The 19,808-nt window shown below is 37.7% G+C and carries 13 protein-coding genes; 8 read left to right on the plus strand and 5 right to left on the minus strand.

Features of this window, described 5'->3' with window-relative positions; translation table 11 throughout:
• Nucleotides 1-30 precede the first annotated feature (30 nt).
• A complete protein-coding gene (ushA, locus tag CWB72_RS18000; RefSeq protein ID WP_138634292.1) occupies nucleotides 31-1,620 on the minus strand; it encodes a bifunctional UDP-sugar hydrolase/5'-nucleotidase UshA in 1,590 nt (529 codons plus the stop codon).
• A 448-nt stretch (nucleotides 1,621-2,068) separates the two neighbouring features.
• Between ushA and CWB72_RS18010 the strand changes: the two genes are divergently transcribed.
• The gene (locus tag CWB72_RS18010; protein WP_138566607.1) at nucleotides 2,069-2,581 is read left to right on the plus strand and encodes a GNAT family N-acetyltransferase; all 513 of its coding nucleotides are present in this window, start codon (nucleotides 2,069-2,071) and stop codon (nucleotides 2,579-2,581) included.
• Here CWB72_RS18010 and CWB72_RS18015 read toward each other — a convergent pair.
• From CWB72_RS18015 to CWB72_RS18025, 3 genes are read right to left on the minus strand one after another with little or no spacing between them, the layout of a single operon-like run.
• Entirely contained in the window at nucleotides 2,532-3,167 is a 636-nt protein-coding gene (locus CWB72_RS18015; RefSeq protein WP_138634298.1) for an ABC-type transport auxiliary lipoprotein family protein, read from the minus strand. The genes CWB72_RS18010 and CWB72_RS18015 overlap by 50 nt on opposite strands.
• Complete coding sequence (gene pqiB / locus CWB72_RS18020) at nucleotides 3,167-4,822, minus strand: intermembrane transport protein PqiB (RefSeq protein WP_138634301.1); 1,656 nt, start codon at nucleotides 4,820-4,822, stop codon at nucleotides 3,167-3,169. Before pqiB ends, CWB72_RS18015 begins: the two co-directional genes overlap by 1 nt.
• Nucleotides 4,815-6,023, minus strand: coding sequence for a paraquat-inducible protein A (locus tag CWB72_RS18025; protein WP_138634304.1), 1,209 nt, complete (start codon nucleotides 6,021-6,023; stop codon nucleotides 4,815-4,817). The genes pqiB and CWB72_RS18025 overlap by 8 nt, the downstream gene beginning before the upstream one ends.
• Before the next feature lie 224 nt (nucleotides 6,024-6,247).
• Between CWB72_RS18025 and dnaK the strand changes: the two genes are divergently transcribed.
• The 6 genes from dnaK (at nucleotide 6,248) to CWB72_RS18055 (ending at nucleotide 14,652) form a co-directional block, all read left to right on the plus strand.
• Entirely contained in the window at nucleotides 6,248-8,176 is a 1,929-nt protein-coding gene (gene dnaK / locus CWB72_RS18030) for a molecular chaperone DnaK (RefSeq protein ID WP_138634307.1), read from the plus strand.
• A 115-nt stretch (nucleotides 8,177-8,291) separates the two neighbouring features.
• Nucleotides 8,292-9,428 carry a molecular chaperone DnaJ gene (gene dnaJ / locus CWB72_RS18035; RefSeq protein ID WP_138634310.1) on the plus strand — a complete coding sequence of 379 codons (1,137 nt, stop codon included), beginning with the start codon at nucleotides 8,292-8,294 and terminating at the stop codon, nucleotides 9,426-9,428.
• 661 nt (nucleotides 9,429-10,089) lie between these two features.
• Nucleotides 10,090-12,336, plus strand: a complete 2,247-nt coding sequence (locus tag CWB72_RS18040; RefSeq protein WP_138634313.1) for an acyl-CoA dehydrogenase — start codon at nucleotides 10,090-10,092, stop codon at nucleotides 12,334-12,336.
• A 95-nt stretch (nucleotides 12,337-12,431) separates the two neighbouring features.
• The gene (locus CWB72_RS18045; RefSeq protein ID WP_130256205.1) at nucleotides 12,432-13,373 is read left to right on the plus strand and encodes a kinase; all 942 of its coding nucleotides are present in this window, start codon (nucleotides 12,432-12,434) and stop codon (nucleotides 13,371-13,373) included.
• The gene (locus CWB72_RS18050; RefSeq protein ID WP_138634316.1) at nucleotides 13,370-14,185 is read left to right on the plus strand and encodes an SMR family transporter; all 816 of its coding nucleotides are present in this window, start codon (nucleotides 13,370-13,372) and stop codon (nucleotides 14,183-14,185) included. Before CWB72_RS18045 ends, CWB72_RS18050 begins: the two co-directional genes overlap by 4 nt.
• A 74-nt stretch (nucleotides 14,186-14,259) precedes the next feature.
• Entirely contained in the window at nucleotides 14,260-14,652 is a 393-nt protein-coding gene (locus tag CWB72_RS18055; RefSeq protein WP_138634319.1) for a cytochrome b562, read from the plus strand.
• Here CWB72_RS18055 and CWB72_RS18060 read toward each other — a convergent pair.
• Nucleotides 14,649-16,499, minus strand: coding sequence for a TonB-dependent receptor plug domain-containing protein (locus tag CWB72_RS18060; protein ID WP_138634322.1), 1,851 nt, complete (start codon nucleotides 16,497-16,499; stop codon nucleotides 14,649-14,651). The two genes, CWB72_RS18055 and CWB72_RS18060, sit on opposite strands and share 4 nt — an antisense overlap.
• Nucleotides 16,500-16,769: 270 nt before the next feature.
• Between CWB72_RS18060 and CWB72_RS18065 the strand changes: the two genes are divergently transcribed.
• Nucleotides 16,770-19,622 (plus strand): cadherin domain-containing protein, encoded by a 2,853-nt coding sequence (locus tag CWB72_RS18065; RefSeq protein ID WP_138634325.1) that lies wholly within the window; start codon nucleotides 16,770-16,772, stop codon nucleotides 19,620-19,622.
• Nucleotides 19,623-19,808 lie beyond the last annotated feature (186 nt).

Raw genomic sequence — 19,808 nt, forward strand, 5'->3', positions numbered from 1 at the left:
CGAAGTCCGTTGGCATACTTTTATTTAATCTTATAGCTCAGATACTTTTATTGGCGAGTACTTTTCTATATAGGCTTTAAGCACTTCAGCATCAGTTCTCTCAGAAGGTACAAATCCTTTTTTGCCGACAAGAACAGGGTAACCATCTCCACCCGCAGCATTATAGCTATTTATACTCATTCTATATGATTTGTTAGGATCTAATGCTTTACCGTTTATTTTAACGTTTAGTAATTTGCCATTTTGGCGTTCAAAGCTTAACCCTTCATATTGTAAATAAGCGCCTGCATCTGCTGGAAATGCTGTTACAACTTCTAAATATTCTATTAATTCAGAACCTTGCCAGTTCATAGCCGTAATCCGATTCTTGAATGGATGAACTTTTAGAATGTCTTTATAACTTATATCACCAGCTTCGATACTGTGTCGGATCCCACCTCCGCTAATTAAACCAAAGTCAGCATTTACAGATTCTTTTTGTGCTTTAATGATAAGACGAGCAAGAGGACTTTGTTTAAAGCGGACTGTATCTCTCTTACCATCAAGATAAGCATCGACATAGCCAACTGGTACTTTTAATTGTCCCTCACCAATTTCTTGGAATGGAGTAAGAAGAGCAAGCATCTCTTTATCTTCAGGGATATAATCTTGGATTAAGTTGCCATTATTATCCTTTAAATTAACAGGTATAAGTTGATAGCTTTGTAATTCAACCTTTTCACCTTCTAATTTAAATTCCGCTTTACCAACATACTTACCCCATTCATGCGCTTGCATTATCCATGTACCATTTTGATTATCTGGCTTACATGATTTTCCAGGCGAGAATTGCGTATCAGGTTTACCTTTGGTATCGACACATACCGGCTCTTGAGAGTGGCCCCCGATTACCATATCCAATTCACCCTTGGGTAATTCTCTAGCTAAAGTAACATCACCAGGTGCGTTAATACCAAAGCTTGCGTTGTGATAATGACCCATATGCGTAACTGCAATAGTGACATCTATGTCTTTGTGTATAGTACGCATTTCAATCAGCGTATTTTTGGCTGCAATACTGGGTCTTATGAAGTCTAAATGACCAATATACTCAGGATTTGCAATTTTGGCAGTATCTTCAGTTGTTAAACCTATTATTCCGAATTTAATTCCTTGCTTTTCTATGACTGTGTAAGGCTTATATGCATGGCTTTGATCTGTTTTATTCAGGATATTGGCAGATAGCAAAGGAAAATTTGCCCACTCTATTTGTTTATCTAGTATATGTAGTGGGTTATCAAATTCATGATTTCCAATTGCCATGGCATCATAGTTAAGTAAACTCATACCTTTAAAGTCTGGTTCGGCATATTGCAAATCAGATTCTGGTACGCCAGTATTTATATCTCCTCCAGAAAGCAACAAAACTGCATGGCCGTTGTCGCGTGCTTCTGTTCTCAATCTATCAATTAATGTTTTTCTTGCAGACATACCATATTCGCCTTTGTTGTTTTGCCAAAAGCGACCATGATTATCATTAGTATGAAGTATAGTGATGTATTCGGCTTTAGGTACCGAATCGTGAATTAGAGTACAGCCAGAAAGGACTGTGACAAAAGGTAAAAAAAACAACTTTTGCATAATAAACCCGTGTGAAGTAATTACCGGGTTAGTTTAAACTATATGCTCTAAAGCGCTACTTGTTCAGTCTATTTTCTTTTTGAATTATTATTGTACACAGCGTTTGCTCTTCTAAGTAGTTCTGTCTTAGCTATCATGCACTTTTCATGTTGAACTTCTACCATCCAATTTAGAAAACTGACAGGCAGTTCAGTATATTTCTCACCGCGATGTAAACCAAAATCACAGATTAGCGTTTCATTATTCATAGTTATTTTTTACTATTTATTTAATGTGATGGCATCGTACCAAATTTCCATGAATTTAAAAGAACATAAGGTTACATAAAAGTTAAATTATATAACTAATTGTAATTTTTTAATGCGAAAGCTGTCTGTACTAATTTTGTTTGCTTGAGGTTTTTTCTTAGTAGAATATAGCTATTAACTTTTTTAAGGGGTTAACTTTTATGCAATTATTTGGAGATCGGATACTTATACGTAAGGCGACGAAAAACGACGCAGCTTTTATTTTTAGGCTGTTAAACCAGGCGAGTTTTAAAGACAATATTGCTGACAAAAAAATAACCGATTTACATGATGCTGAAATGTATATTGAAACAGCGTTCTTAGCGCCATATAGAGAAAGCTTATTCTCACCTTATGTAGTTTGTTTGAGGCAAGAGCCTTTTATTCAGATTGGTGTATGTGGATTATATAAACGACCTAATCTTCACTTTCCCGATTTAGGTTATGCTTATTTAGATGAATACACAGGTTTTGGTTACGCATCAGAAGCAGCAAAGTTAATTATAAACTTTGCTAAAAAAGAACTTAGGCTAAAATACCTTTGTGCTTTAACTAACCCAAAAAACAAAACTAGTATCAATTTACTTCTTAACTGTGGTTTTAATTTAGAAACTCAAATTCTTCTCAGTCAAGAGCAGGGCATAAGTAATTTATACCTTCAAAAACTAAGTTGATTTGGTTGATTTTTTCGCTAAGTGATCTAGATACTTCAAGCCATCCCTTCTCATGTGCTTTGATCAGAGCACCAAAGCCTGACTCATCTAAAGGGGTGGTATTGATGAATATATCTGTGTCGAGTAATTTAAGTTGTGTTTCTATTTTCTTATATATAAACCATTGACCCGAAATAATAGAGCCTGATTTGTAATGCCCGGAGATTTGATTTACAACAATATCTAAAACTAAGTCACCAGGTTCTATATTTTTCTTATTTACGGGCACAGGCATGTAATTTTCTAGTTTTGAATAGAGTGAAGCTTGTAAACTTTTACTTAAAGTATGTTTCGGGTGCTGAGACCAAAAATGGTAATTAGCTATGTTGATTCTATTATTAGATAAAACCTGCACTATTGCTTGTTGATCTGCTGCACCTTCAATTTCAACCATATTAATATGTAAATATTGCTTGTTCTTACTATCTTCCCTGAATTTTAAAGCCTCATTTTGAATTGAAAAATCATAATATTTAACTTGTTCTACTGCGCCTGTAGTACATGCACTTAGCAAAATTAGGCAAGTAAAGATAATAAAGGTGCGCATTAGGATTTCTCTGGAATTGGATCAGAAGGGGTACTTCTATCAAAAATCAACATACTAGGCTGTTCGTTTAAGCCTTTCGAAAGCGGTTTTAATGTATTTGATAAGCTTTCTAATTCTTGCAATGTATTTGTTAACTGATCAACAACACCAGAACCTTGCTGATAGCTAGAAAGTGTATTTTCAAATTGCTTTAAGCTCGATGTTAGTTGTTTAAGCGTAGTTTCAAGTTGTGTTAAGTTTTTAGCCACTTTATCTGCAGTCTCATTATTATTAAAATTACTTATCAAAGCTTTCATTTCTTCAGCTAATGTTTGATAAGCTGTTAATGTATTATTCAAGTTCTCACTTGCTTCTTCAAAAGGTAATTGGTTTAGTTTATTTACAAGTGCCGTCATTTGTTCCGATAATGCAGTAATACCACTAGAGGTACTTGGTAATACTGGGTAAATATCAGTACTTACTAACACTTCATTACCTGAAGTAGTATAAAAATCTAAATCTATGTATACCGCACCAGTTAAAACATTGCCACTTTTTAGTGATGCTTTAAGTCCATTTCCAATCCATTTTTCTAAGTTATTTTGCCAATATTGCTTCGCAAGTGTTTCATCTTCATAAATGCGGCCATATTCTATTTTAATTAGAACAGGCACAAGCGTATTGTCATGTTCAAAATAAATAGGCTCTCCATTTTTCTTAAGTTGTGCTGGAGCTTGTTCTACAGTACCAATTCTCATTCCCCTGTATTCAACAGGTGCACCAATATTCAATCCTCGAATTGACTGTTCAAATTGAACTATATAGTAATCAAAATCATCAAATCGCTTTTCTAGTGCCTGAGAATAATTTTTATGAAGTGTATAGGTTTTGTTGGCTTCGGCTAATCGATTTGGTTTTTGTTCTGGCGGATAGTCTACTGATATTCCGCCCTTTATTAATTTCGATAAACTGCCTGTAGAGAAATGAACGCCAGAAGTATTTAAACTAAAATCAACCCCAGAACTCACCCAAAAGATAGAGTTGTTAGTCATCAACTTATCATAAGGAGAAAAAACAAAAATGCCATAGTCCATTGATAGACTACTGACATCAAAGTTGCTCGTTTCAATTTGCCCTATGCGATAACCCCTAAAGTATATAGATGCACCAACCTCAAGTACTTCAGCTGATTTTGCCGTTAGGTTAAACCTTTTACCTTCTATATCATTACTAATAAGCGCTGGTTCATCTTGTAAGGTAAATAAATAAGATAAATTGTTACTAACACCTGGTTCTAATTCTAGGTAAACACCTGAAAGTAAGGTATTCATGCCAGAGATACCTGATTGATCTATTCTGGGTTTAACAACCCAAAACTTTGCGTCTTCTGTTAACAGTTCATCATATTGATTGTTAATTTGGACTTTAGCCAATACACCGTTATGAGCTAGATCTAGCTCAAGGTCTTTTACTATTCCCACTTTAACACTTCTGACTTTAACCTCTGTTTTTCCGGCAGTAATTCCCTCGGCATCAGTCATTTTTATGTAAATCGTGTGACCTTGATTAGATTGATATTTATATAACATCCAACCCGTTATCAGTAGAGCGACAATAGGGATTATCCAAATTGCAGTAAACTTAGGTTTTGATTCGATGTAAGCATGCTCAGTCATGATTATGAAATTTATCCCATAAAATACGTGGGTCGAAGCTATTAACGGATACTATCTGACATAGCACCATGATAGTAAAAAATACAATGCCGATCTGTGGCTCAACACTGAGTACTGTACCTAGTTGTACCAAAGAAACCAAAATAATTACGACGAAAACATCTATCATAGACCATTTCCCCATGATTTCTAACCAGCGATATATTTTACTTGCTCGTTTAGGGTTTGTGCACTTTTTAGATTCTAAGATTAGGTAAAATAAAGCAATTGCTTTAGCAATAGGGATACAAATGCTGGCAATGAATATAAGGATTGCAATTGGATAAGAACCAGACTCCCACATTACCACCACACCTGAAAAAATTGTTGCAGGGGTGTCATTGCCTAAATTTATGGTATTCATAATGGGTAAAATGTTTGCGGGTATTAAAAAAACAGCTGCAGTAATCATCCAAGCGATGGCCCTTTGTGCAGAGTTTGGTTTTCTATAATACGTTTTTGTGTAGCAACGAGGGCAATGTGATTCTCGTGTTAATTGTGCGCATGTTAAACATTGTCTGAGCTCTTGTGCTCGTGCACTTTTACCATCATGTAAAAGTGCAGGCTGGAAAAACATTTGTTGTCTTTCCCATAACTCTGTCTCATTGATTAATGATAATGTTTCAATGAAACACACGACGAATAAAATATAAGCCCAAAAACCAAGGCCAAACCCTATATCAGCCAGAGACATTAGTTTGAAAACACTAACAAGTACTGCCACTAAAAAAATGTCAGCTAAATTAAGAGTTTTGGTTTTATTTAATAATCGGGCTAAATAGCGTGCGTTATGTGGGTTTAAGTCTTGCCAATAATGGCTGCTGATTAATAAAACTAATAAACATATAAACAATGGTATCAGAAAAATACTGAACACAAATATACCTGAAAGTACCAAGCTGTATTTGTCAGCCAGTAAATCAAATGCCTGCCATAAACTAATTTGTTGTACTAAACCGTGTTGACTAAAGCTGATAAAGGTTGGGTATAAGCTCGAGAGTAAAAACAATAACGTGGTTAAACTAAAGGCAATGAGCCATTGTTGCTGGTTTGCTTGATAACTGACAATTTGATTTCCACAGCATGGGCAGATGGCACGTTGTTGCTCACCAAGCGATGAAACCCGAACTAAAGAATCACATTGTTTACATGCAAGGATCATAAACTTTGTTTAGTCATTATCATTTATCACATAGTTTGAGTGACCCATGCTCACAAAGCAAGCGGTAGGCACTTTTTAGTGATTTATCGTTTACTAAATCAGCAAACTGAAAAAAAACTAAAAAAAATGCATTTTTTTTAGTTTTTAAGCTTGAATTCAAAAACAGTGCCCTTATTAACAAGTCAACGTAAGAAAACAACGAATTTTGAAGTCGGAGAAGATTCATGGGTAAAATTATTGGAATCGATTTAGGTACTACTAACTCTTGTGTAGCAGTACTAGATGGTGATAGCGCACGCGTAATTGAAAATGCTGAGGGTGATCGTACTACCCCTTCGATTATTGCATTCACTGAGGAAGGTGAAACGCTAGTAGGTCAACCTGCTAAGCGCCAAGCGGTTACAAACCCTAAAAATACTTTATTTGCAATCAAGCGTTTAATCGGTCGTCGTTTTGAAGACGAAGAAGTACAACGCGACATCAGCATTATGCCATTCACAATTGCAAAAGCAGACAATGGTGATGCATGGGTTGAAGTACGTGGCGAAAAGCGTGCTGCGCCTCAAATCTCAGCTGAAGTTCTAAAGAAAATGAAGAAGACAGCAGAAGATTTCTTAGGCGAAGAAGTAACAGAAGCAGTTATTACTGTTCCTGCATACTTCAACGATTCACAGCGTCAAGCAACGAAAGATGCTGGTCGTATCGCGGGCCTAGAAGTTAAGCGTATTATCAACGAACCAACTGCTGCTGCACTTGCTTACGGCATGGACAAGAAACAAGGCGACAACGTTGTTGCTGTATATGACCTTGGTGGTGGTACATTCGATATTTCAATCATTGAAATCGATGAAGTTGATGGTGAGCATACATTTGAAGTACTTGCTACAAATGGTGATACGCACTTAGGTGGTGAAGATTTCGATAATCGTGTTATCAACTACCTAGTTGAAGAATTCCAAAAAGACCAGGGCATTGACCTTAAAAATGACCCACTAGCAATGCAGCGTGTTAAAGAAGCTGCAGAAAAAGCGAAGATTGAACTTTCAAGTGCACAACAAACAGAAGTTAACCTACCGTATGTAACGGCTGACGCGACTGGTCCTAAGCACATGAATGTTAAGCTTACTCGCGCTAAGCTTGAATCTTTAGTTGAAGACCTAGTAACTCAATCTATTGAACCACTTAAGCGTGCACTAGCTGATGCAGACCTATCTGTAAGCGACGTAAATGACATCATCCTTGTTGGTGGTCAAACGCGTATGCCTTTAGTTCAGAAGACGGTTACTGAGTTCTTCGGTAAAGAGCCTCGTAAAGACGTAAACCCTGACGAAGCGGTTGCTGTTGGTGCAGCGGTTCAAGGTGGTGTACTAGCTGGCGACGTAAAAGATGTATTACTATTAGACGTATGTCCTCTATCATTAGGTATTGAGACTATGGGTCAGGTAATGACTGCGCTAATCGAGAAAAATACGACTATCCCTACTAAGAAGTCGCAAACTTTCTCAACTGCAGAAGACAACCAGTCAGCAGTAACAATTCATGTACTACAAGGTGAGCGTAAGCGTTCAAGCGACAACAAGTCTCTTGGTCAATTCAACCTTGAAGGTATTCGCCCAGCACAACGTGGTGTGCCTCAAATCGAAGTAACATTTGATGTTGATGCTGATGGTATCTTACATGTATCTGCAAAAGACAAAGATACAGGTAAAGAGCAGAAAATCACTATCCAAGCTTCTTCAGGTCTAAACGACGATGAGATCGAGCAAATGGTTCGTGATGCAGAAGCAAATGCAGAAGAAGATAAGAAGTTCGAAGAACTAGTATCTTCACGTAACCAAGCTGATGCCATGGTTCACGGTACACGTAAACAAATCGAAGAAGCAGGTGAAGCACTACCAGCTGAAGACAAAACTGCTATCGAAGCGGCATTAACTGAACTTGAAACAGCAATTAAAGGCGATAGCAAAGAAGACATCGATGCTAAAGTTCAAGCGCTTGCTGAAAAGTCTCAGAAGCTCATGGAAATTGCTCAAGCAAATGCACAAGCGCAACAAGCACAAGGTGCTGAGGCAGGTGCACAGCAGCAAGGTTCAGCTAAGCAAGACGATGACGTTGTTGACGCTGAATTCGAAGAAGTAAAAGATAACAAGTAATCGTTATTTTGTTAGGGCGCGTAAGCTTTGCTGAACGCGCCCTTAGTGTATCTAAAATTCAGTTTTTTAAGCCTTTTGCAAGTGGGCTTATCCTTATCGAAGAGTAATAAAAACGATGTCAAAACGTGACTATTATGAAGTACTTGGCGTTTCTAAAGATGCCAGTGAACGTGACATAAAAAAAGCGTATAAGCGTCTAGCGATGAAGTATCACCCTGATAGAACAGAAGGTGATGCAGATTTAGAAGCTAAGTTTAAAGAAGTTAAAGAAGCATACGAAGTTTTAGCTGATAGTCAAAAGCGTCAGATGTATGACCAATACGGGCATGCTGCATTTGATCAAAATGGCGGCGGTCATGGTGGATTCGGCGGTGGTCAAGGTGACTTCGGCGATATCTTTGGTGACGTATTCGGTGATATTTTTGGTGGTGGCGGTGGTCGTCGTCAATCTCGTCAACAACGAGGGGCTGACCTTAGATATAATTTAGAACTTAGCCTTGAAGAGGCGGTTCGTGGCAAAGAAGTTGAAATTAAAGTACCAACTTGGGTAAGTTGTGAACCATGTGATGGTAGTGGTGCAAAAGCTGGCTCTAAACCAAAGACATGTCCGACTTGTCACGGTGCTGGTCAGGTACAAATGCGTCAAGGCTTTTTTGCTGTTCAGCAAACATGTCCTACATGTCAAGGAACAGGTTCTGTTATTTCAGATCCATGTAACTCTTGTCATGGGCAGGGTCGTGTTGAGAAGACAAAGACTCTATCAGTAAAAATCCCTGCTGGTGTAGACACTGGTGACCGCATTCGTTTAACCGGTGAGGGTGAAGCGGGTATGCACGGCGCACCTTCTGGTGATTTATATGTTCAAGTATCTGTTCGTGAACATCCAATTTTTACTCGCGATGGCAATAACCTGTACTGTGAAGTTCCAATTAGCTTTACTACAGCAGCTATTGGTGGTGAGATTGAAGTGCCAACTTTAGATGGCCGAGCTAACCTTAAGATCCCAGCAGAGAGTCAAACGGGCAAAATGTTCCGTATGCGTGGTAAAGGTGTTAAATCAGTCCGTAGTGGTTCAGTTGGTGATCTAATTTGTAAAGTCGTTATTGAGACACCAGTTAACTTGAATGAAAGACAAAAAGAGTTGTTAAGGGAGTTAGAAGAGAGTATGGGCGCTGATAACGGTAAAAATAGACCGAAAGCGCAAGGCTTTTTTGAAGGCGTTAAAAAGTTTTTTGACGATTTAACCAAATAAAAATAACACTTTGTAGACGGCGCAATTGCGCCGTTTTTTAATTCACAATGATCAGATAATCTTGATCACCTTCACATCTGCAGACCTTTGTTAGGTCATCCATATTATTAAATAAATTTCCTGATTTGCACCCTAGTAATTGACATTTTGCATCGCATGCAAGAGAAGCTTTCCAAGTGATATATTCATCACTCATAAAACTATATGCAGACGTTACAGTCAAAAGGCCTACGAATATTGTGACTAACTTTGGCGTAATTAATTGCCTCATGTTTTCACCTCGTATAGCTCAACTTGTTATTAGACTTTAGTCTATATGCTAGCTTCTAGGTAACAAATTTAGAAATTAGTGATACTTTTTATGAACGCTTTGTGTAACTGATAGTTTTGCAAATAAATTTTTTGAATTACTTTATCTGTAATTATCATCTTATTATAGCTTTGTTGTAGTTTTAATAACCAATTGTGCGCAATTTAATATCTAATATTAATAAAAAGTCTAACTTCAGCGTACACGTGTAAGCACTTTTATATCAATGACTTAAAAACCACCCTTCAAATATTTTGTAATATTCAAGTTAAATAATCGCTTAGAGCAATTGATCTAATCGAATTTTTGTGCCGTAATGTAAGTATATTCAACTGGTCTGATGAGTTAGTTATGAGTTTAAGAACACAATTTAGAAAAGTATTACCTAGTATCTCAATTACAGAACAAGAAGCACTTGATGCTGGTGATGTTTGGTTAGAAGGGTCTATTTATCAAGGTAAACCTGATTTCATCGCACTTCGCGCAGTACCTGAGGCGACACTTTCAGCTGAAGAGCAAGCTTTCATTGATGGTCCAGTGAAAGAGTTAATGGCTATGATTGATGACTCAGTTATCCAAAATAGTAAGCATCTTCCTGAACATATTTTAGATTTTCTAAAGAAAGAACGTTTCTTCTCTTTAATTATTCCTAAGTCTTACGGCGGTCGTGAGTTTAGCCCTTATGCTAATTCAACCATCGTAGGTACAATCGCGACTAAATCTTCAGCAGTTGCAGTAACTGTCATGGTGCCAAACTCACTAGGCCCGGGCGAGTTATTAATGCATTACGGTACAGAAGAGCAACGCGCACATTACTTACCACGCTTAGCTAATGGTACTGATATTCCATGTTTTGCTCTTACTAGCCCTGAAGCTGGCTCTGATGCCGGTGGTATTCCTGACCAAGGTATTGTCACTAAGGGTATGCATAATGGCGAAGAAGTTCTAGGTTTAGAGATTACTTGGGACAAGCGTTACATCACTCTAGCACCTATCGCAACTGTACTCGGTCTGGCATTCAAAGTATTCGATCCAGAAGGTTTATTGGGTGGTAAAGAAGAGCTTGGTATAACATGTGCGTTAATTCCAAAATCTCATCCAGGTGTTGAGCTTGGTAATCGTCATGACCCTATGGGTATCCGATTCTATAACGGTACTACACGCGGCAATAAAGTGTTCATTCCAATGGAGTTCATCATTGGTGGGCAGGAAAACATTGGTCGTGGTTGGCAGATGCTTGTTAGCTGTCTTGGTGCAGGTCGTGGTATTTCGTTACCAGCGTTAGGTGTTTCTACAAGCCAAGTAGCCCTGAAATCAGCTTCAGAATATGCAGCGGTTCGTGAACAGTTTGGTCTATCAATTGGACAATTTGAAGGTATTCAAGAAAAACTAGCAGACATTGCAGGTAAAACATACCTCCAAGAGTCCATGCGTGTGTTAACTACTGAAGGTTTAGGTATGGGGCTGAAACCGTCTGTTGTTACTGCAATCGCAAAATATCACATGACTGAAATCGGTCGTGATGTGCTTGACTCTGCAATGGACATTCTAGCTGGTAAAGCGATTCAAAACGGTCCTCAGAATACACTAGCAAGCGGATATGTAGCGCAGCCAATCGCAATCACTGTTGAAGGCGCAAACATTTTAACTCGCAACCTGATGATCTTTGGCCAAGGTGTTATGCGTTGTCACCCGCATCTTCAAGAAATGGTTGAAGCAATTCATAGTGAAGAAGCTAACGCAGATAAGAAGTTTAATAAGAAATTCCGTCAAACAGTGGGTTACGGTATTTCGAATGGCCTACGTGCATTCGGCTTAGGCTTAATGCCGTTTATGGCTGGTAGTCAAAGTTCGTTGTCTGAAGTGAAGCCATATGAGAAAGCGGTTATGCAATTATCATCTCGTTTGGCTCTGTTTGCTGACTTCTCATTATTGGTACTAGGTGGTAAGTTAAAGCAAGCTGAGATGTTATCAGCGAGACTTGGTGATGTAATGAGTTACTTATATGCAGCAATGGCTTCAATTAAGTACTATGAGCAGAAAGTATCTGAGTCAGAGCGTGCGCAAGCTGCCCCTTATTTCCATTATGCAACGCGCTGGGCATTACAAAATGCTGAAAACGCATTACATAAATTTTTAGATAACTTCCCTGCAAGTTTTGCTCGCAAGTTCTTACGTGTAGCAACATTACAATTTAGCCATAGAATGGCGAAAATTGATGATAACCTAATTCGTGAATTAGCTTCAGCGGCACAGCAAGACACGGCATTTAAGTCACAAATTACTAAACTTGTTAAACCAACAGCAGGTGATGGTCACGATATTAACGAGCAGGCTTACAAGGCGAAAATGGCTTGTCTTGATTTACTTAAAGTACTTAAGAAAGCACTTCGTGCAAAGCAAGTAAAACCAGGTGTGCGTTTTGCTGACACGTTAGATAACGCTTTAGCCGCAAATGTCATTACTAGCGAGCAATATGCTAAATTAATTGATTACAACAAGAAGCGTGAAAAAGCGATTCGAGTTGATGAGTTTGATTTCGACTTAAACCTTATTGATGATTGTCCGTTGAATGCTGAAATTCAGCAGGCCAGTTAACAATCGTGGAGAACAACGCCCAGCATTTTGCTGGGCGTTTTTATTTTAGGCGCGTACAATAAATCAAAATCTAACACTAATTAAAAGTAATTGCTTTGAGTACACGTTATATAGAAAAGCACATACCTGAGCTTACGCTCACTGATTTATCTATTTCACTCTGGAGTGGATGCGGACAAATTCAATCAGGTTTATATAACTCCCAGCCAGTGGTAGTTAAACTCAGTGAAATTCCTGAAAACATTAATCATCAAGTCATCAATCAATCTGACTTTGCAAAAAAGAGAAAAGATAAGTCTTATCTGAATGAAATCAGTTTTTACTACGCCCCGAGATTCCAAACGGCTTTTGAGAATGTCAGACCCCGTTGCTATTTTGCAAAGAGAATAGGTGCTTTAAATGTTTTGATCTTAGAAGACTTTAAATCAAAGGGTTTCCAAAATATAGATGATTATAAACTTGAGCATATCTATGCAGTTGTGAAATGGTTAGCCCAGTTTCATGCGCAAGGGCTTCCCCTCATCAACTCAGAACCATTTCCATTAGGTGGATATTGGCATTTAGAAACCAGGCCTGACGAGTTTGAAAAGATGGAATTCATTGATTTAAAACGCCGAGCAAGGTATTTAGCAGACTCACTTTATAAAGCTAAGTATCAGACGTTATTACATGGTGATTCTAAGTTAGCAAACTACGCATTTGATAAAAGTTACAACGTACTTGGCTATGATTTCCAATATGTTGGTTCTGGTATTGGGTTACAAGATGTCATGTTGTTTATGACCAGTGTGTTTGATGGTGAAGAATGTGCAAAGTATGAAGAATCAATACTTAATTTATACTTTGAAAGTTTGAATGAAGCACTCAGTTCTAGCATGAATATAAAAGAGTATGAACTTTTAGAGCATGAATGGCGTACTCTATGGCCTATAGTGTGGTCTGATTTCTATCGATTCTTGAACGGTTGGAAGCCAGAGCATAAAAAAATTACTCTATTTATGAAAAACAAGTTCAAGGAAGTTTTAAATCAAATATGATTTTTTCTTTTTTAAGTGCGATATGTTGGTCCTTGTTTGACATAGCTAGAAAAGAACTTGCTCAAAATGTTGAACCAAAGTTTCTGTCTTTAGCTATGAGTGTCAGTGTTTTACCTTTATTTTTTATCTTATGGGCACTGCAAGGGTTCAATGTTCCTAATCATGAATACTTTCTTCCAGCTACATTCAGCGGGATCTTAGCTGCAATAGGGAGTGTTTGTTTTATGCTTGCTATTTCAAAAGGTAAACTGGCAATTGTACTTTCAATTACTGCTTGTACTCCTTTTATTTCAGCAGTCGTTTCTTTCATTTTTTTAAATGAATTAGTTTCTAATATAGAATGGCTGGGGATCATTTTAGTGGTTGTCGCCACTTGGCTACTCGCAGGTACTGCTTTTTCTAGTGATGATAAGTCTGCTATTTATGCAGTTATTACGGCGCTAGCCTGGGGGAGTTGCATTGTTTTAGATAAGAAGGCCTTAATTTCAGGTTCAAGTGCATTTCATGGTATGTATTTAACAAGCATAATTATATTCGTACTATTTGTTTGTGTAAGAACAAGTACTCAATGGTTGGCACTTAAATCTAATTCTTTGTGGTGGGCTATCGCAGTTTTCACTTTTTTTGCAGCGGTATTGTTGCAATTTAGCGCACTCGAATATTTAAATCCGGGTGTTGTTGAAGCTATTAAAAGAGGCTTGGGTGTTGTAATGGCTGTTTTTATTGGTCGAGTTTTTTATCAAGAAAGTTTGTCTTTAAAACAGAAAACAGGCGTAGGTATAGTTTTTTTAGCTACTTATCTGTTTATGTAAAGCCCCTTTACACTCTAACGGTTTATTTATCTTTCAAAGTACATATAATATCGTGTCGATTTTTTGGAGTTTCTATGAAGTATCTATCTTTTCTTATTTTTATATTTAGTCTTGTTAGCTTTAACTCGTATGCAAAGCAGTCAGACCTTTCTGTAACAATGAAAAATATTGGGCACTTATACAAAAAAACTTTGAAAGCTGGTGATAACGAGCAGAGAGTCCAACATATTTCAGAAATGATAGAGTTGCTAGAAAAGAGTAAAAAAGCAAAATTTAAATCTGGTACTCAAGAGGAGTCAGTTCAGGGGCTAAACAAAGTGATCAGTGCATTGACCCTTGCTCAAAAGCAGATATTGGCAGGTAAGATAGACGAAAGTGAAAGTACACTTTTAAAAATCGATGGGCTCAGAAAGCAATATCATAAGCTTCATGAGCCACCTAGTTTCTGGGAGTTAATCTTTGGCTAAATACGTTGCCATTTTATACCTATTTTAATGCGTCTTTCATTTGCATAAGGCGCATCTTCATCAGCGGTTGTTTTGTACAACTTATTAAATAAATTTGTTACTCCTATTGTTCCAGTCAGTTCTTCATTAATGAACCAGTTAGCTTTGATGTTAGCTGATACTAAACTGGGTAAAGCTGATTCTCCAGAGCCAAATTCTTTATGTTCACTCCTGTAAAATATATCAGTAATTACTTCATAATCACCTAAATTCATATTAGAGACTAAAGAAAGTTTGCTAGGTGATATATCACTTAAATGATTACCGCTTTGGTCTTCGCCATTTTGAGTTGAGTATGTCAATGAGTGACTAAGCATTTTGCTTACAGCAATACTCGCGCTTAATTCAAAGCCTGAAATCGTTGCTTCGTCCAAATTAATATAAGTGCGAGTGTTATCATTTATCCTGACTCTTTCGATATAGTCGCTTAAGTTTGTTCTAAAATAACTTCCTTGTAGTGTGTAGTTGTTAATTTTAATCTTATGAGTCAATTCGTAGCTAAAGCTTTGCTCTGTCTTTAAATTTTTATTGCCAAGCGTATTTCCTCTAGGCGTAACACCATTAAAATACAGCTCAGTTAAAGTAGGGAAACGAAAAGCACTGCCAACAGTAAAAGTGCTTGTATGTTGGCTATTGAATGGGTAACGGGCAGACAAGTTTCCACTAATATGTTGCTCGTCTTTTGAATGCGTTAAGTTCTTTGTTTCAATCAAGTCGTACCTTGTGCCAAGATTTAATTCAATATCTTGTATTGAGAATTTACCTTGTATATAAGTTCCTAGGTTATGATAGTGACCATCAATCAGAGTGTTATTCGATATTTCATCATTAAGAAAATCAGTTTCTTTATCTGTAATTTTTACTCCACTTCTTGAAACCCAATCAAACCCAAAACGTGTTGGAATTGATGCTAGCATTGACTCTTTATAAAAAGATGATCCGAGGGTATGAGACTGATAACTAGTCAAATTTTCTCTCTTCTCATTTCTAGTAACTTTACTATCCCAATTTTGATAGTGATTAAAAATATTTAAATGCCATGTTAGGCCTGTTAATGAAATATCTGCGAGAGAGTGAATATCGTTTGGATAAATGGATGCTTTTTTTGAAAAGTCATCACTGCTACTTTTCTGTACATCATTAGACAATGAGCCTAACCAGCGGACTTTAAACTCATATTGCTGATTAAGTTGAGTTTTATAATTCAGCCCAATTGAACTTTGTTCGTAAGCTGAATAAATTGTTTCTCCATTGGCATCTTTGCCTTCATTTGCTGCGCGATGACTGATTGCAAATGATGTTTTGTCATTGCCATTCGCTGCCAATAATGAGTAACTCTGATCACTATCAGTAGCAGTTGAAGAAAAAGTTGGAGGCTGATAAGTTTCGCTTTCGATTGAAACAACACCAGCAATTGCACCTGAGCCATAAAGAAGAGAACTTGGTCCTACTAGCAGAGATACATTTTTTACTAAAGCGGGATCAATAAAAGAGGCTGAGTTTCCAGCTCTTCGATCAGTCATTATTGGTATGCCATTTACATTGGTCCTTATACGCCAACGACTCAAGCCCCTTATACTATAGCTTTGATAAAGCCCACCTTGACCATTTAAAGAAAAGCTTGGCATATTTGTAAGCCAATCAGCAACGGTATTATTTGCAGACGTGACATGCTCTGATGACATGAAAATAGCTTGGGCATGATTAAAATTGTCTGAATTGAGTAAATCTCTAGCGGCTCGAACTTCAATTTGTTCGATTTGCTCTGTTCCGCTAAGAAGTAAAGGAAGAATGGCAAAAGGAGTCATGTACTACTTACTCTCTAAATTATTTTTATGTAAACGCTTGTAAATATCTATGTATTTATATGACTTAAAAGTGCATATTTGCTATTGATAAGTTATAACTGTACCTTGTTAAGTTACTCGACTTCTTATAAAAGCGGTGAATTACAGATAGCATCTGTTTGTATAAATTAAACGTTAGGATTTATGAAAATAGTCTACTCTTTATACTTACCGATATTAATGTAAAAAAATCTAGCTCATTAAATAATAATTAAATCAAAAGGAAACATCATGAAGTTACTCAGCCCGGTTAGCTTAGCCGTAGCTGTTGCGTTAGGTAGCGCAAGCTATGTTGCTTTTAATCAATTAGATGATCAAGCGTCAACTCAATATGAATTGAAAAAAGAATACCTTGATAAAAAATATGAAAGCAAGCTATTCAATCCCAAAAGATATGACAAACCAAAAGAAGCGTTGGATTTTTATATCGAGCAACGTTTACCTCTAGGTGTAACCTCTCTTCCGGTAGAAAAATATTCTTCTGCATTGCCAAATATAAATGCAATGCCTCATTTCTCACTAAAAACAAGTCAAGTTATTGAAGATTACTCTCCAACGTTAAATGCACCTGACGGTCAAAATCAAGAACTTGGTGAATGGCAAGAACTAGGTCCAGGTAACATTGGTGGTCGTACAAGAGCGCTAGTGATCCACCCGACAGAAACCGACATCATGTATACAGCTGGTGTTGCAGGTGGTGTTTGGAAGTCTGACAATGCAGGTGAATCATGGCAACCGCTAAGCGATTTGGCAACTAACCTTGCGGTAACTACATTGAGCTTAGACCCAACTAATCCAGATGTTATCTATGCTGGTACAGGTGAAGGATTCTTCAATTCGGATGCCCTTCGCGGTGATGGTATATTCAAGTCAACTGACGCAGGTGTGACTTGGGAACAAATATCAAGCACAGCGAGTAATGAGCACTTCCACTATACCAACAAAGTTGTTCACAGCCCTAATGACAATCAACGTCTATACGCTGCTACACGAAGTGGTGTTCAGCGCTCTAATGACGGCGGTGAAACTTGGGAAAATATTTATGTACCAACAGGTACAGCTGCAGGATGTTTAGACCTAACTGTTACAGCGCATGAAGGTAATGATGTACTGCTTACTGCTTGTGGTTCATTCCTTGAAGGTGGTGTACACAGAAGTGCAGATAATGGTACGACTTGGGAAGCTGTACTTGATTTCCCTGAACAGGGCCGTACAACACTAGCTGTAGCACCATCGGATAAAAATATTGTCTATGCACTCGTTGCTAGCGTTTCGAATTTCGGCATGCAGGGCGTTTATAAATCAACGGATATGGGCGCGACTTGGGAAGCAACAGTGACGTTCGATACGGCAGATGACTTCTCAAAACTGTTATTGAGTAATACGGTTTATGGGTTATTCCCACAGTGTGGTTATGGTAATGACCCTGTTTACTTCAACCAAGGCTGGTATGACAATATAATCGCTGTAGACCCAGTTAACCCTGATGTAGTATGGACAGGTGGTATTGATTTATTCCGCTCTGATGATGGTGGTAAGTCGTTTGCGCCAACCAGTATTTGGTGGTTTGACATGGATAACGACCAATATGCTCACGCTGACCAACATACGATTGTATTCCATCCTGACTATGATGGTGTAGAAAACAAAACGATGTTTGTCGGTAATGATGGCGGTATTCAAAGAACCGATAATACTGATGGTGATCGTCTGAATGTAACTCAAGCATGTGGTACAACGAATGATTACCAAGATTCACTAGTTAATTGGACTACGTTAAATAACGGCTACGCAGTCACACAATTCTATCATGGTACAGTTATGCCGGATGGTGATGCTTACTTTGGTGGTACTCAGGATAACGGTACTTTATTAGGTGAAGACGGTGGTTTAAATGATTGGCAAGAAATCTTAGGTGGTGACGGTGGTTGGACTGCTGTAGACCCAAGCAACCCTGATATTATTTTTGCTGAAACAACCAATCTAAGCTTAAGAAAAAGTGTAGACGGTGGTGAAACATTCACACCTGCAACTAACGGTATCACAAATGAAGGTTTCCCATTTATTACACGTTTTGAAATGGCACCTTCAGACCCTCAAACTCTTTGGATTGGTGGTAGCCAATTATGGCGTACTAAAGATCAAGCAGACAATTGGGTTGCAGGTTCAGCTCGACTTGATAGCTCTGTGATGTCAATCGCAATTTCTCCTAATTCAACTTCAGCAGTAGCTGCCGGTACGCGTCGTGGTTACATTTATGTAAATTATGATGCTGACAACACTGATGGCACATCACAGTGGCAAGCAACACAAATATCTAGTGGTACAGTGAGTGCAATAGCTTTTGATCCAAACAATGATCAAACTATTTACGCAACTGTGTCTTCATTTGGCGTACCTCATATTTGGAAAACAACAGACGGTGGTCAAAACTGGTCAGTGATCGATGATGGTTTACCTGATATTCCATTCACTAGTGTTGTTGTTGACCCTAACGATAGTAACCGTGTAATTGCAGGTTCTGATTTAGGTGTATTTGTTTCTACAGATGCTGGTGAGTCTTGGATGGCAGACGGTTCAGGCTTAGCAAATACTAATATTGCGAAATTAGTAATCAAAGACAAAGAACTATTTGCGTTCACACATGGCCGCAGTGTCTACAAAGTAGATATGAAAGAAAGCTATTTTGATGAACCTCCAGTAATAGCAATTGGTCAAACATTCTTTACTGATGAAAATGTACCAGTAGGAACAATTGTTGGTAAGCTTGAGTTTGAATTGCCAGATCCAGAAAAAGCGACGATTTCTGCTTTCAATGTTTATGGAAATGACGCATTTAGAGTTGATAATGAAGGTAATGTGATTGTTCAGTCTGAAGTAGATTTTGAATATTCATCTTTATACACATTTACTGTTCAGGCCTTAGACAGCAGAGGGAATTTATCAAATAACCCTAAAGTACATGTAAAAGTAAATGACCTTAGAGGGAACGATGATGACGACAACGATGGTGACGCTGGTTCACTAGGTTGGTTAGCATTGTTAGCTTCTCCTTTAGCGTTCTTACGCAGAAGAAGAAAATAAGTAAATACTTTTTTATTCTTTTTATAAAGCGGCTTAGGCCGCTTTTTTCATTTCTATATTATAAGTAGATCCTTTAGCAAGAATAAACACTGTGTGAAAAGTGAAAAGTGAAAAGTGAAAAGTGAAAAGTGAAAAGTGAAAAGTGAAAAGTGAAAAGTGAAAATAGAAAAGAGAAAAGAAATCTGA

Source organism: Pseudoalteromonas phenolica, from assembly GCF_005886345.1.
Lineage (GTDB): Bacteria > Pseudomonadota > Gammaproteobacteria > Enterobacterales > Alteromonadaceae > Pseudoalteromonas > Pseudoalteromonas phenolica_A.